Annotated in this window: 12 protein-coding genes; 1 reads left to right on the forward strand and 11 read right to left on the reverse strand. The window is 36.0% G+C overall.

The features are described 5' to 3' along the window. Positions 1-162: 162 nt before the first annotated feature. Entirely contained in the window at positions 163-2,364 is a 2,202-nt protein-coding gene (katG, locus tag ACSVH9_RS02065; protein ID WP_438062253.1) for a catalase/peroxidase HPI, read from the forward strand. 72 nt (positions 2,365-2,436) lie between these two features. Here katG and ACSVH9_RS02070 read toward each other — a convergent pair whose 3' ends face one another. The 11 genes from ACSVH9_RS02070 to ACSVH9_RS02120 all read right to left on the reverse strand — a co-directional run bounded on the left by ACSVH9_RS02070 (position 2,437) and on the right by ACSVH9_RS02120 (position 14,250). Next, positions 2,437-6,912 carry a starch-binding protein gene (locus ACSVH9_RS02070; protein WP_438062254.1) on the reverse strand — a complete coding sequence of 1,492 codons (4,476 nt, stop codon included), beginning with the start codon at positions 6,910-6,912 and terminating at the stop codon, positions 2,437-2,439. 531 nt (positions 6,913-7,443) lie between these two features. Continuing rightward, entirely contained in the window at positions 7,444-8,031 is a 588-nt protein-coding gene (locus tag ACSVH9_RS02075) for a hypothetical protein (protein ID WP_438062255.1), read from the reverse strand. A 145-nt stretch (positions 8,032-8,176) separates the two neighbouring features. After that, positions 8,177-8,713: an STM3941 family protein gene (locus ACSVH9_RS02080; RefSeq protein WP_438062256.1), complete on the reverse strand. Its 537-nt coding sequence runs from the start codon at positions 8,711-8,713 to the stop codon at positions 8,177-8,179. 58 nt (positions 8,714-8,771) lie between these two features. Further along, positions 8,772-9,332 (reverse strand): hypothetical protein, encoded by a 561-nt coding sequence (locus tag ACSVH9_RS02085; RefSeq protein WP_438062257.1) that lies wholly within the window; start codon positions 9,330-9,332, stop codon positions 8,772-8,774. 438 nt (positions 9,333-9,770) lie between these two features. Then, entirely contained in the window at positions 9,771-10,433 is a 663-nt protein-coding gene (locus ACSVH9_RS02090) for a DUF1349 domain-containing protein (RefSeq protein WP_438062258.1), read from the reverse strand. Positions 10,434-10,715: 282 nt separating this feature from the next. Beyond that, positions 10,716-11,018, reverse strand: a complete 303-nt coding sequence (locus ACSVH9_RS02095) for a hypothetical protein (RefSeq protein ID WP_438062259.1) — start codon at positions 11,016-11,018, stop codon at positions 10,716-10,718. Positions 11,019-11,035: 17 nt separating this feature from the next. Beyond that, complete coding sequence (locus ACSVH9_RS02100) at positions 11,036-11,629, reverse strand: hypothetical protein (protein WP_438062260.1); 594 nt, start codon at positions 11,627-11,629, stop codon at positions 11,036-11,038. A 42-nt stretch (positions 11,630-11,671) separates the two neighbouring features. After that, positions 11,672-12,028, reverse strand: a complete 357-nt coding sequence (locus ACSVH9_RS02105) for a DoxX family protein (RefSeq protein WP_438062261.1) — start codon at positions 12,026-12,028, stop codon at positions 11,672-11,674. Between the two features lie 22 nt (positions 12,029-12,050). After that, positions 12,051-12,743 carry a class I SAM-dependent methyltransferase gene (locus tag ACSVH9_RS02110; RefSeq protein WP_438062262.1) on the reverse strand — a complete coding sequence of 231 codons (693 nt, stop codon included), beginning with the start codon at positions 12,741-12,743 and terminating at the stop codon, positions 12,051-12,053. A 31-nt stretch (positions 12,744-12,774) separates the two neighbouring features. Then, entirely contained in the window at positions 12,775-13,197 is a 423-nt protein-coding gene (locus tag ACSVH9_RS02115) for an RrF2 family transcriptional regulator (RefSeq protein ID WP_438062263.1), read from the reverse strand. A 480-nt stretch (positions 13,198-13,677) separates the two neighbouring features. Next, a complete protein-coding gene (locus ACSVH9_RS02120; protein ID WP_438062264.1) occupies positions 13,678-14,250 on the reverse strand; it encodes a hypothetical protein in 573 nt (190 codons plus the stop codon). Positions 14,251-14,370 lie beyond the last annotated feature (120 nt).

The raw sequence follows: 14,370 nt of genomic DNA on the forward strand, positions 1-14,370 counted from the left end.
TTTCCAGCGTATTGATTCCCTTTTGTTTATGTTTATTTAATATCTTTATACATAATGTTTTACACTTTTTGTATAGTTTTTATCTATTAAAATTGAAAAACCAAAAGATAAAACTATGGTAAATTAGCATTCATTAAGATATCAATTTAAATAAAACATACTATGGAAAACAACAGCAATTCTTTTAGTGAAGGTGGAAAATGTCCTTTTTCTAGTGGTGCACAGACCAAAAGTGCCGCTTCAGGAACTAATAATAACCATTGGTGGCCTAAAGCACTCAATTTAGATATTCTTCATCAACACGATAGAAAAACCAACCCATTGGGGGAAGATTTTAATTATGCAGAAGAATTTAAAAAATTAGACCTAGAGGCTTTAAAAAATGATTTGAAAGCTTTTATGACTTCTAGTCAAGAATGGTGGCCTGCAGATTGGGGACATTATGGCGGATTAATGATTAGAATGGCGTGGCACTCAGCGGGAACTTATAGAATTTCTGACGGACGTGGTGGTGCTGGAACAGGAAATATTCGATTTGCACCTTTAAATAGTTGGCCTGATAATGGTAATTTGGACAAAGCAAGAAGGTTGTTGTGGCCTATAAAAAAGAAATATGGAAATAAAATTTCATGGGCGGATTTGATGATTCTTGCAGGAAATATGGCCTATGAGTCAATGGGATTAAAAACGTTCGGTTTCTCTGGTGGGCGTGAAGATATTTGGCACCCAGAAAAAGATGTGTATTGGGGAGCAGAAAAAGAATGGTTGGCAAAAAGTGGAAGTGAAGGAACTAGATATTCTGGGGAGCGTGATTTAGAAAATCCGTTGGCAGCCGTCATGATGGGATTAATTTATGTAAACCCTGAAGGTGTAGACGGACAGCCTGACCCTCTTAAAACTGCACATGATGTTCGCATTACTTTCCAGAGAATGGCAATGAATGATGAAGAAACAGTTGCATTAACAGCTGGTGGTCACACTGTGGGTAAAGCACACGGAAATGGCGATGCTTCAAAATTAGGCCCAGAACCAGAAGCGGGCGCTATCGAAAATCAAGGCTTGGGCTGGCTAAATCCAAAAGGTAATGGAAATGCTGGCGATACGGTTACGAGTGGATTAGAAGGCTCTTGGACCACCAATCCTACACGTTGGGACAATGAGTACTTTTATTTATTATTGAACCACGATTGGGCATTAACAAAAAGTCCAGCAGGAGCTTGGCAATGGGAGCCTACTAATATCAAAGAAGAAGATAAACCATTTGATGCACACAATCCATCGGTTAGAAGAAATCCAATTATGACTGATGCGGATATGGCAATGAAGATGGACCCGGCTTACCGTGCTATATCGGAACGTTTTTACAATGATCCTGCGTATTTTTCAGAGGTCTTTGCTAGAGCTTGGTTCAAGTTAACCCATCGTGATTTGGGGCCTAAAGACCGATATTTAGGTGCAGATGTACCAGCTGAAGATTTGATTTGGCAAGATCCTATTCCAAAAGTTGACTATACTTTAAGCGAGGCAGAAATTGAAGAATTAAAAGTTACCTTATTGAATAGTGGATTAACAAGAGCTGAATTGATCAATACCGCTTGGGATAGTGCAAGAACTTTTAGAGGTTCGGATTTTAGAGGTGGAGCCAATGGAGCAAGAATTCGATTAGCGCCACAAAAGGATTGGATTGGAAATGAACCAGAGCGTCTACAAAATGTTATAAATAAACTGACAGCAATTCAGTCTAGCTTGAGCAAAAAAGTTAGTATAGCAGATTTAATTGTTTTAGGTGGAAGTGCAGCTATCGAAAAAGCAGCTCAAGAGGGAGGATTTACAGTAAAAGTTCCATTTGCTTATGGCAGAGGAGATGCTAGTCAAGAAATGACAGATGCAGAATCATTTGAAGTTTTAGAGCCAACAAATGATGCATTTAGAAATTTTATGAAAGCTAAATATGTTGTAGAACCTGAAGAATTGATGTTGGATAAAGCACAACTTTTAGGATTAACTGCAGCCGAAATGACTGTTTTAGTTGGAGGTATGCGTGTTCTTGGAACCAATTATAAAGGAACAAAACACGGTGTATTTACCAATAATGAAGGAGTGCTTAGCAATGACTTTTTCGTTAATTTAACAGATATGAATTATAGTTGGAAACCAGCCGGAGATAATCTATACAATATTGTAGATAAAAAATCTGGAGCAACTAAATGGACGGCTACTCGCGTTGATTTGGTTTTTGGGTCTAATTCTGTGCTAAGAGCTTATGCAGAAGTATATGCTCAAGATGACAATAAAGAAAAATTTGTTGCTGATTTCGTTAAAGCATGGGTAAAAATAATGAATGCTGATCGATTTGATTTGTAATGAATGAAACTATTATGAATATAAAAAGTGGGCTTTTGAGCCCACTTTTTTGTTTATAGATTGAAATGAATTCTATCTTTTTAGTATTTTCTGCATTGTTTCTTGGCCATCCTCAAAGCGAAGGAGAATAAAATAAAGACCATCACTTAGTTGACTAACGTTGATAGTGTTGTCTTCTGGTTTTCCTTCAAGTACAGTACTTCCTTGTGAAGAGAAAACTATAAAATGATTAGCAGGTATCACAGATTGAATTTGCAAAGTATGACTCACTGGATTCGGATATACGCGAATTACGTTAGTGGTTTCGACTTTATTGGTATTTATACCTAAAGTTTTATCCGCAGGATCTCCCCAAGTATAACTAAATCCATCCGTTTTTGCAATTAAGTCTGGAGTTTGGTTAGTACTTCCTCCTGAACCATTATTAAAAATCAGATTTATTGCCGTTGGTCCAGTGATAGTATATTTATAAAAACCATTGGCGTCTGCTGTCATATTTACTCCTGGCCAGACTGCATTAGTGATACTACCACTTGGTGTAGCGCTCCAGTAATATACTTTTGGAGTTACGGTCCAGTTTGTTGGTGGTTTAAAATATACGGTAATTGTTGGTACAGTACTAAACGTATAGCTTTCTGTTTTAATTACTGAGCTCGTTCCAGCTGTGTTTCTAACAAAAGCTTTCAAGACAGTAGTTGAAGTAAAGGCAAAAGATTTACTTCCAACTGCAGATGGCGAAGCCGTAGTTGGCGTCGTTCCGTCTAGGGTATAGTAAATGGTCGAAGTGGTTTCGTTGGCCGTTAAGGTTGCATTTACTGTGGATCCTGTAGCAAAACTACCTCCAAGTTTTGAAAAGGTTAAATCAGGAGCTATGGTAGGGCATCTGTTGGCAGGTTCTCCATTCAGCCAAGCACCATCATAGTATTTAATTCCGGCTGTTGTAGATAAGTCGGCAGTTTTTAAAGTTCCATCATTGAACAGTAAATTAGAAGCCGAAACCGTACTCGGGAATGTATATTGGTACCAATCACCACAATCTTTGGTCATCGCAATTCCAGGCCAACTTACTGTTGGAGCAGTTCCTGTTGGTGACCAATAGTAAATTTTTACTGCTGCATTCCAATTGGTTGGTTTTTTGAAATACACCGTAAATGTAGCAGGAGTACTAAAAGTGTAGGTTTCCGTTTTGACAGCAGAGCTGGTTCCAGCTGTATTTTTTACAAAAACTTTAAGTGTTGTAGTGTTGGTAATGGCAATGTTTTTAGTGCCAACAGCTGAAGGCGATGCTATGGTTGGCGTCGTTCCATCGAGGGTGTAGTAGATGGTTGATGTAGTTTCGTTGGCTGTAAGTGTTACATTCACTGTGGTACCAGTAGTAAAGTTGCCACCTACTGGTGCAATAGTCACATCGGGAACAATAACAGGGCATCTATTGGCAGGTTCTCCAGCTAACCAAGCGCCGTCATAATATTTGATTCCCGCTGTAGTAGACAAGTCAACAGTTTTTAAAGTGCCATCGTTGAACAATAAATTTGAAGCACTAACTGTTGATGGGAAAGTATAACTGTACCAATCTCCACAATCTTTAGTCATCGCAATTCCGGGCCAAGTTACTGTTGGAGCTGTTCCTGTTGGTGACCAATAGTAAATTTTGACAGCAGCATTCCAATTGGTTGGTTTTTTGAAATACACCGTAAAGGTACCAGGAGTGCTAAAAGTGTACGTTTCTGTTTTAATAGCAGAGCTAGTTCCAGCGGTGTTTTTTACAAAGGCTTTAAGCACCGTAGTAGCAGTAATGACTATGTTTTTACTTCCAACAGCTGAAGGCGAAGCCGTTGTTGGGATTGTACCATCCAGCGTATAGTAAATGGTTGAGGTAGCATCATTTGCTGTAATTGTTGCATTCACTGTAGCGCCTGTAGTAAAATTACCGCCAACGGGAGCAATGGTCAAATCAGGTGCAATAGGAGTGACGTTACAACGGTTAGCAGGTTCGCTAGCTAGCCAAGCTCCATCATAAAATTTAATTCCTGCGGTTGCAGTTAAGTCGCCAGTTTTTAAAGTACCGTCGTTAAAAAGTAAGTTCGAAGCGGATACTGTACTTGGGAAGGTGTATTTATACCAATCTCCACAATCATTAGTCATAGCTACTCCTGGATAGGCTACAACTGGCGCTGTTCCTGTAGGAGACCAATAATAGATTTTTACAGCTGCATTCCAATTGGTTGGTTTTTTGAAATAAACGGTAAATTCAGGTAAAGCCCCAATTGAGATAGTTTTGGTGATAGTTTCTGAAATATTACCTTCATTATCCACGGCAAACACTTTTATAGTGGTCGTCTGGGTGATGGTGATGGTTTTGCTGCTAATTGCGCTAGCTGATGCAGTTGTTGGAACACTACCATCAATGGTGTAATAGATTTTTGGGGAAGGGTCAGTACTATCGGTTGCTTTTATGGTTACGTCGACTGTTGTTGGTGAATTTGTAATGTCTGGCGTAAACGTAAGTTTTGGAGCTACATCTAGATTTTTACCTACCCAAACATGTTGAATTTTTGATTTGGTTACGTTTCCTTTTTTATCGGTTACTTCTACGTAATAATCCACTAATTTTTCTGAAAGTCCTGCAATTTCTGCATGGTATTGATTAGCAATTACCGTAGGCAGCATGTACAAATCGGCTTGGGTACTATTAGTTACATTTCCTTTAGGAAAAACTCTTTCGGTCATTGGTAAACTTACCCAAGACCCCACTTCAGTTCCACCAGCATACGTATCATTATGATTGGAGCTTAAACTATTTTTTCCGTCATTATCAATACGGTATTTTAGTTCGGCTCTTTCAATCCCGCTTACATCATAGGCAAAAGTGTATACTGTAAAGTCAGCTGAATTCAAGAATTCTTTGTAAGCATAAGGCGCTCCATATCCTTTTTCTCCGGGATTATAAGGCCATCGCTGTGGAATAAAAACAGAAGGTTTAGTGTTGTCAACGCCTGGGTGAGCATTAAGTGTAGGTTGTGCAAACTCCACACAGCGATTGACAGCCAAGGTTGTTTTGATTTCTAAATCTTCGGCTAAACCATAATAGGCATTCCCACTGTCGTATCCGGCCATCAAAAAATGCCATGCTTTTTCAGCTGGACTTATCGCTGCTGTTGGATTTACGATTTCGCTAATGCGGAGATTGCTTCCTTCGAGTTGTTCGGCCATAATGGCGTGGTTTTCACCAGCGGTAGTTATGGCTTGGTTCATCATGTCTTCTGTCCAGCCATTAGGGTTGAATTTTTTGGTAACAGGATCAAAAAAAGGCCAAAGCCAGTTGGTAAATTGCGGATGACCAAAATCACCATCGGCATTTACCCATGCGCCGTCTTCTACGTGCACTACTTCAGATTCTGGGACAGGATGATCTTGTAAATATTGTGGAATCGTTGTAGCGTTATTTCCTTTGGCTGCCGAGGCATGCGAAAAACCAGTAACCGATTCGTTATAGTACGATGAACCGCCACCCCAGGCATTATCGCCATCATGAGCAAATAAAACCAAAGGTTGTCTTGGAGAGGTTGAAGCTTTGGCTGCAATAGGATCAATTAGAGTTGTGCCAATGGCAGAGTAGCCGTCTTCATAACTTTCGTAATCTGCCATTGGGACCACGGTAATTTTGTATTCCTGAGCGGTTTCAGGATCGATATATTTGGCTTTATAAGGCAAATACGAGTAAGGAATAGCGAATTGTCCACCACGGGCATCTTTTTGAGCAGAAAACCAAGTATTTCCTTTTGTATCTACTTGGTCGGCTTTGTTAGGAACATCACACATCGTCCCGCCAGAACCGTATTTTAGGGGATAGTCGGATAAAGTCCTTGAGAGATGGCTATTGGCAATCACAGACCACTCTATGCCGCACTCTTTTAAGGTTTTGATGATTCTTTCAGAGAAAGCACATTCTGCTGGCCAATAGCCTTTCGAATCGTGGGTACCAAACAATTGAGCACTGTAGTATTGGTGCGCTTTGATTTCTTTGGTCAAGGCTTCGTCGCTCAGCAATGGCGATAAGGCGTGGTGCATTGTAAAAGAAACCACTTCCATTCTTGGGAATCCTCCCGAAGTTTTCCAGCCTTTGGCATCCTTAATGTTTTGTGTCCACGAGGTCGAATAGCCCCATTGGTTGGCTTGGGCTAATTCCTGTACGTTTTCCATCAACGAACCTCCGTAAGTGATTTGAGCCCCAGCTTTGGGTAAATCAGCTATCGAGGAAATGGCATTTTTTGGAGCAAATTGATAGGCTGCTACACGGTCACCAGTGCTAAAAATCTCTACCAAGTTATTGGTAGGATGGGCTAGTCCGTTCTTGTCGTTGTTGGCTCCCGATGTTTTTAAATCCTGTGATTCTTTAACTATCTGGTAGCGATTGGGGTTTTTCTTGCTTACATCACCCCAATAGGTGGGTTGGTGCAAATGCCACAAATAAGAAGTGCTTATTTGTGCTTGCGCTCCCAAACCATAGACGAGAAGGGGGATAAGCCATAGTACTAGTTTTTTCATAATTTAATTTTTGGTAATTAAAACATTAAACTTTTGTTAAATTTATCAAAAAAATAGGTCCAAATTATGAATGTCATAGTTGAGGTTTCTACTACAACGTTTTAGTGTTTACAACTTTATTTCAAATGCATTTTTTGTAACAAATGAATTTAGAGATTCTTATAAAATTAACAGTATATTGAAAATGTGCTAATTTTTTAATGAAAACAATAGTTTTTAAGGGAAAAATGACAACTTTTTTAGAAGATTTAAAAAGTGAAACCCAACAGAGTATTTCCGATTTAAAATAGAGCGACTATTCTTCAGGAGCACCACATTCGTGCGCACCACACGAGTCGTCCTGCTGTTCGTTATATCTTGCTTGTTGAACCCCGACAAGCAAGGATGCCACTACCATCAGGACTAGGCGAGGGGTTTTGGTTTTCATAACATAAAAAAAACAGCAATAGTTTTTTTATATTTATGATAATGGCTTATTCTAGTAAAATTCGGTGAGGTAATAGCAACTATTTCGGGTAACAGTTTATTATGCTACGACTTATTGGCAGCTTGTACAATTTCCGTTATATCAATTTTTAGATTTTTTTTAAGTTGAAACTTGGTGTCAATCAATTCTTGTAACTTCTGATTGTCTTTGTAAAAATCTTTTAGCGTACTTCTATATTTTTCTAAGTTTCCTATTCCGGTATTTAAAAAGAGGTAAGTACCGTCTGATTTTTCAAAGGTAAAAAAGGTACCAAGTGGCGCTCCGTTTTGATTTACAGTTTGAAACTGATACAAACTAGTTTTTTTACCAATAATTAAAGGTTCAAGGAATCTTAGGTTGTTTTCAGTAATGGTTGGCTTTGAAAAGAATTGATATGCTTTTTCGTCATACATAAAACCAAAACTTTTTATATCCTCAGGCTTAAGCTTTTTGGTTTCGTTAGGACCATCATTGACTTCAACTTTAAACAAAAACTTTGAAAAGTCTACTGTTCCAAAAATTGATTTTGGTATTTTTATTTGGGTAGTAATACTATCATTAATTTTAGTAATGTAGTATCCAGAAACTGTAGCTTGGGAATAGGAATAACCAAAAAAAGTCAAATAGAGGATTAAGGAAAATAGATGTCTCATAGTGTTTTGAATTTTAGTTTCACAAGCAAGTATAGGGTGTTGTTTAAAAAAAAATGAATGTGAGGATTTTAGTAAAAATACTGGATTTAAATTGCAATAAAAAAAGAATTCTTACTAAACTTTTGGTTCTTCAATAGTGTCGCTATTATGATTCGTTTTTGTGTTGTTCATAATACTTGATTAAGATTGCTATCAGTTCCTCTGAGTCAATTGTAAGTCCAGTGGCTGAAATATTGAAAGGCGAATTGTAGTTATTAATATTAAACTGCATTAATTTACGTTTGAATCCGTTGGTCTCTTTTTCGAGCCAATAATCCGAATCTTTAACACCAATAATTATGATTCTTGTACTTTGAATGCTGATTTCATCAAAACCACTGATTTCACTCCATTTGATATAGTCTGTCAATGATTTCTTTGGATTCACGTTCAATCCTTCGGGAGCAATAATCAGAGCGATTTCAGATGTAATGACTCTTTTTAATGCTATAAATGCACCCAATCCAAAAAACAGAATCGAAGCCACTCCAATACCACGAGTCAACATTGGATTTCTGGCCCTCCAACCAGTAAAGTTCTCTGCTTCTATGACTAGCCAAAAACCTAGTGCAACAAATACAATAGAGCCTAACAATAAAACCAATGATTTCTTTTTACTAGAGTAAATCTCAATTTTTTCCATTCGAGTAGTTTTTTAATTTAATGATGAAGCCTAAATCCCTAAATTGCTATTGTTGTTTCTAGATAGCATCTTTATACCAAGTAGTTTCCTTATCAAAGCCGTATTTTTTGGACTCAATTTTCCAGTTTTCCGCCTCTTTTTTTAGTACAAATTGATGTTTTTGTACTACACCTAAACCATACTTATAGCGTGTTTCTATTACTGCGCGATTTGAAGATTTCATTATGAAGAAAATTTCAGTATCGGGATTGCTTAAATAATCGTATTTTGCTGGATTCCCAAAAGAGTTACTACCTCCTGCCAAAGGGTTAAAAGCGATTGGGGTAAGTAGTTCTTTGTAGCGAGCGGCATATTCGTCCCACAGTTCGGTCTCCCCAGGTTGTACTTGGTTGGGTTCCTTAGGATTTTTCAACTTCTGACTTCGCGCGAATATTTCTCTTTCTAAGAAGTTAATATCTTGTAATTTGTCTATTAGAAATGCTACGATTTCGTCTTTCAAATGAATGAATTTTTCAGGAGTTTCACTTGTAGTAATGTTTAAATCCTTTGCAGACACTTTCGATTGCTTATGGTTTGAATTGTCTGATTTCTTTCCAAAGAATTGGCTAAATAGTCCCATTTTTTCTGCTTTTCAAAATAGTTGTTAAAAATCTAGAAGCCTTTTATACGAGTCTCTTCGTTATTCTAAGCCCTTGAATTAATTCGTTTTATCTTTCTTAAGAGTAGTAAATCTAATAAAACTATTTCTTTTTTATGCAGACAGCTTACAAAAAAAGGAACCTATTGTTATTCCTTTTTAGAATTCTTTAAAAGTAAATTGTCGTAAAAAAAACACTTGAATTGTTAATGTAAATGTTCTCTAGGAGCACCACATTCTTGCCAACCACACGAGTCGTCCTGCTGTTCGTTATATCTTGCTTGTCGAACCCCGACAAGCAAGGATGCCACTGCCATCAGGGCTAGGCGAGGGGTTTTGGTTTTCATAACATAAAAAAAACAGCAATACTCTTTTAGAATACTGCTGTTTAAAGGCTATTGTTTGGAATGGTATAGTGTATCATTCACCAAGATAAGGGTCTTTTATCTTTTTAGCTTGGTACTGAATATTGGAAAATTTCACTTCGCATTTTGAACCTACAGGCGATTGCGCCAAAAATCCAACTTCAAAGCCTGCCTTGGCATCAAATTGTAGGTGTCTCACCAAAAACCAACGCCCACCATCGGTAGAATAATACAAGGTAATCACATTGTCCGCTTTTGCTATTTTGTAAAACACTTTATTGGTAGTAATTTCGACAGAATTACAATCATCGGATATGTTTTTTGTGACCACACTAACCACTCTTTTGGCTCCGGTATAGTCTTTTTCAAAACAAAACTTAATCCAATTCACATTGTCGCTTTTTATAACCAAAGCGCCACCGTCCCATTTATTCGAAAAAGAATGCTCTATGGCAGCCGTGAGTATGAAATTTTCATCAGCTTTGAATAGTAATTTTGGAGCATTGTCTGTGTTGTACGTCACATTGGGGTCCCGAAACATATCTGTCTTTTCTCCCGCGAGTATAACCAATTCATTATTTTTTATCGAATACGACAATGGCGTATTGTCCCAATGCAAGTCAAAAGGAATAGTCGAAATTTTTAGTTTGTCCTTTGGCTGAGCAAATGATGTAACACCAAAAAACAAAAGAGTTGATAAAACAAAAAATCTTTTCATAGGTAGTGCATTTATGGTTTATTTCATTCGAATATACTGACTGTGATGGCATAAAAAGGTTCTAAAAACCGTTTTAGAATAACAGCTTGTTCATTTTCAACGCGTCGTATCTCAAAAATAATAAAATTTATATTAAAAAAGTACAGTAAGCTGTTTTTAAAGGTTTTACGGGTGAAGTTGAGCATTGATTCAAAAAGTTTCCTCCAAACTGAGAATGGTATTCGAGTTAAAAATGCAATTGGCAAGGGGACGTTTTACAGTATTTTTCATTATAGAAGTCATTTATGTCTCTTTTTTTGATGCGAGTTCATCCCTACTGACTTTCGATAGACTTAAATACAAAATCACTGCACAAAGCACAAAATTTGCAATAGAGATAATTCTAAATAAGACATCGGACAAAATATAAAAACTATAAAGTAATGTGATTAATGCCGTAATTGTCCAAAGAAAGTAGGTAGTGGTATTAACGTTTGTTTTTTTATAAAAATACAAATCTCGTATTGTGGGAAAATAAGCAATACAGCAAACAAAACCTGCAAAAGCATAAGAGATGCTCAGTCCTTCTAAAAACAGTTCTTTCATTATACCGTATTTTTCAATTATAATGTATAACCAAGGTGTATGGTTAGAAAAGGTACTAGGGGAGAAATTGTATACTTCAAATTATCAATAGAAGTTTGGCCAGAAATTTTGGTACTATATCCAATGCCCATCCAAGGTTTTACATATAAATTGTTCTTTAACGGATGCCAGTTGTATCCTAAAGAAGGCATAATTAATAAATTACTGTATTTGCATTCTTTAGTAGCGGTATTGTCGTTGGTGTTTTTGAAATTCTGAATCCCTGTTTGTAGGCCAACAAACCATTTTCTATTACTTTCTTTAAAATAATATTCGCCAAATATTGAAATGGCGTTTTGAATTCTCACATTCCAACCTTTGTCTTTGTTATCTGAATTCATATTTACCATAAGTTTGGGTAAGTTAAGAGCATACGTTCCTGCGCCAATTATAAAATGTTGGCTATTTTTGGGTTGTATCCGAATATGAAAGGCATATCCTTTTAGTATAAACGTAGCGGGGTCAGTTTCGATAGAAAAAGTAGTTTTGGATACTTCATTCAGGGCTTGTGCAGCAATTTTTGTTGTGGTTAAACAAATAGTTGTTAGAAGTAAAAATGTGATTGTTTTCATTTTTGTGGTCATTGTGTTTAAGGATTAAGGATTACGATTTAATTAATATAGAATGAAGCGTTGGTAAGCCGCTACAACTGATAAAGCTAAAAAGATGAGGGTAGCAGGGAGGTCTTTGTATTCTTTTTTTTGCAAGTGATACACCATTGCCAATATCATAATTGTAGCAATTCCAAGAGCTGCTAAAGGGGTTAGAATTGGATAAAAACCGAATTGAATCGGAAGTAGTAGTCCTAAAGCCCCCAGAATCTTTGAGAAGCAAATAAATTTAACCATAGAAGGTGAAAAATTATTTAACCAAGATAATTTGTGTTTAAGTTGGTCTTTAAACACATAAATAATAGTACCAGATAAGGTAAAAACTGTAGCGAGAATGCCTTCGATAAGTGTTGTTGTCATTTTTTTTACATTTTATAATTAGTTATTTTTTTGAGATGGTTTCAAGAGTAGCATTGTTGTTAAATGTGAGTTCATTGGTGTGTTTTAATTGGTTCTTGTGAGCAAAATTTTCTAGCCATTTGTTTCGTTGCCATTTTCTAGCGCTTCCTGTTGTAGCTATCTTCCAAATAGGAAACGTGAAGTTGTATCCCGAAAAAGGATAGTGCCATACTTCAATAAAAGATGATGAAATCGATTTTGTACCAGAAGGAGTCAGGATGATAATTTGACCATTAGGTTTCAAAACCCTTAATGCTTCGTTCATTAATTTGGTTTTTATGGTATCCTCTACAAGAAATAATACGGAACAGAAAGTAACAACATCAAACAGTTCACTTGTAAATGCTAATGGCGCATTCATTTTTTGAATTTGAAAGGAAACATTCTTGTGAGACAATCTACTTCGAGCTTCCTTAATCATTTTTGGGTCAATGTCAATACCAATTATTTGCAGACTGGAATCCTTTTTAATCAACATTGCCGGTAGCGTTCCTGTTCCTGTGCCAATATCAAGAATACTTTTATTGTTCGTTTTCTGAGTGATGCTTTCAATTACTGGATTCAAAAAATCTTTATACCAACTGCTTTTTGTTGCTTTTGAAAAAATAGAAAGGCTTTGTGCATTTAGTGATAGGGATACTAATGCTAAAATCGTTATAATTAAAATATACTTCATATTTTGTTTATTTAGTTTAGGTCAAAAAAAATTACTCTGCGTCTAAAATTTCTTTTAAAGTTATTTGGTTCAATGCGGTCTTCATTACTTCTTCAACATTGCCCAAAGCATTAATTACTGCTTTTTTTAAGTCGTCTGGTCGTTTACTTTTCGCTCCTAACTCAAAGCTGGTTTGGAAAAGAGATTTTTGATTTTCTATAGCAATAAGTATGTCTAATAATGTTATTTTCTCTGCACTTTTGGCAAATCTTACCCCTCCATTAATGCCCTCTTTTGATTCTAAAATCCCTGCACGGATTAAATTATTGAATATAACAGCTAATGTAGGTTTAGGGATATTTAATGCTTCAGACATTATTTTGGTGGAAATATATTCTGTTTCGCCTCTTCTAATTTTATCAGAAATAAAAGCCAATACCAAAATAGATTTAGAATAAGAAAGTGAAAATGCCATAACTATATATTCTTTATATTTAGTTTACAAAGATAAAAGTGTTTTTTAGTTTTGCAACTTTATTTTTGATTTATTTACTTTTTTTTAGAGTTTAGCCGTTTTATAACTTCTTAAGCTGTTTTTTGTTAGAGCAATAATTGGTTTGCAGTGAACACGGATTGAAAATCTCGACTACTGTTGTATTGATTTTTTTTCCTTTTAAACTTTTAATTCAAAGCAAGTATCTTTCGTTTTAAAATGGAGCGAATATTTTCTCGAAGCACCACATTCGTGCACACCACACGAGTCGTCCTGCTGTTCGTTATATCTTGCTTGTCGAACCCCGACAAGCAAGGATGCCACTACCATCAGGGCTAGGCGAGGGGTTTTGATTTTCATAACATAAAAAAAACAGCAGTATTCATTTTGAATAGTGCTGTTTCATAAAATGAAATACAATATAATTGTTTACTTTCTTTATAGTTACAAATTCATAATCTTTTAAATCTCGTTATTATTGAGTTTCTGTCTCCACTTATCAACTACTTCTACATTATCGCCAAAATTAGATTCTGTATCAAACTCACTAAGAGCTTTATCTCTGGCATTTAAATAGGTTTCAATGATTCCATTGATTTTATTTACGTTTCCAGCATTTATTTTTCGGCTGTTAATCTCCTTTTCTGATTTTTTTGCAAAAAAATGTGCAATCTCGTATTTCAATTGAAAATAATTTAAGTGTTGTTGCGATGTATACTGTGGATTAACCCACGATAAATCCCTTCTAATCCCTCCATATGATTCTACAGTGATAACTCCCGTCCAAACGTTTACTTTTTTGGAATAAACGCCAAAAATCAATTCTAAATGTGCTTTCAAGTCTTTATTTACCTCAGGGGACATTTTAAAATCGGACCATTCTAAACTTTTTTTTGACCTTAAAGAAATTGTATCGCCCTTATTTGCTTTTGTCATTTCGGAAATAATTTTTTCCCATTTTTCTTGATTCTTTCCTTGACCAAATGTTAATAATGTCATAGTAAGACATAAAAACGTTAATGTAATTCTAATCATTTTTTTTAATTTATTTTCGATTTTTAATTGTAATAGTATTTTTAATAGTTCAGTTTTTGATTAACAAATGAAATTACTGAATTTATATTGTTTTATATACTGTATACTTTCTTACTAATA

Origin of the sequence: Flavobacterium sp. RSSB_23 (genome assembly GCF_051547145.1) — a bacterium.
GTDB lineage: Bacteria > Bacteroidota > Bacteroidia > Flavobacteriales > Flavobacteriaceae > Flavobacterium.

Excerpts from the sequence above, each read along its gene's own strand:
- katG (WP_438062253.1), top strand. The coding sequence starts at position 163 with ATGGAAAACAACAGCAATTCTTTTAGTGAAGGTGGAAAATGTCCTTTT.
- ACSVH9_RS02070 (WP_438062254.1), bottom strand. The coding sequence starts at position 6,912 with ATGAAAAAACTAGTACTATGGCTTATCCCCCTTCTCGTCTATGGTTTG.
- ACSVH9_RS02075 (WP_438062255.1), bottom strand. The coding sequence starts at position 8,031 with ATGAGACATCTATTTTCCTTAATCCTCTATTTGACTTTTTTTGGTTAT.
- ACSVH9_RS02080 (WP_438062256.1), bottom strand. The coding sequence starts at position 8,713 with ATGGAAAAAATTGAGATTTACTCTAGTAAAAAGAAATCATTGGTTTTA.
- ACSVH9_RS02085 (WP_438062257.1), bottom strand. The coding sequence starts at position 9,332 with ATGGGACTATTTAGCCAATTCTTTGGAAAGAAATCAGACAATTCAAAC.
- ACSVH9_RS02090 (WP_438062258.1), bottom strand. The coding sequence starts at position 10,433 with ATGAAAAGATTTTTTGTTTTATCAACTCTTTTGTTTTTTGGTGTTACA.
- ACSVH9_RS02095 (WP_438062259.1), bottom strand. The coding sequence starts at position 11,018 with ATGAAAGAACTGTTTTTAGAAGGACTGAGCATCTCTTATGCTTTTGCA.
- ACSVH9_RS02100 (WP_438062260.1), bottom strand. The coding sequence starts at position 11,629 with ATGAAAACAATCACATTTTTACTTCTAACAACTATTTGTTTAACCACA.
- ACSVH9_RS02105 (WP_438062261.1), bottom strand. The coding sequence starts at position 12,028 with ATGACAACAACACTTATCGAAGGCATTCTCGCTACAGTTTTTACCTTA.
- ACSVH9_RS02110 (WP_438062262.1), bottom strand. The coding sequence starts at position 12,743 with ATGAAGTATATTTTAATTATAACGATTTTAGCATTAGTATCCCTATCA.
- ACSVH9_RS02115 (WP_438062263.1), bottom strand. The coding sequence starts at position 13,197 with ATGGCATTTTCACTTTCTTATTCTAAATCTATTTTGGTATTGGCTTTT.
- ACSVH9_RS02120 (WP_438062264.1), bottom strand. The coding sequence starts at position 14,250 with ATGATTAGAATTACATTAACGTTTTTATGTCTTACTATGACATTATTA.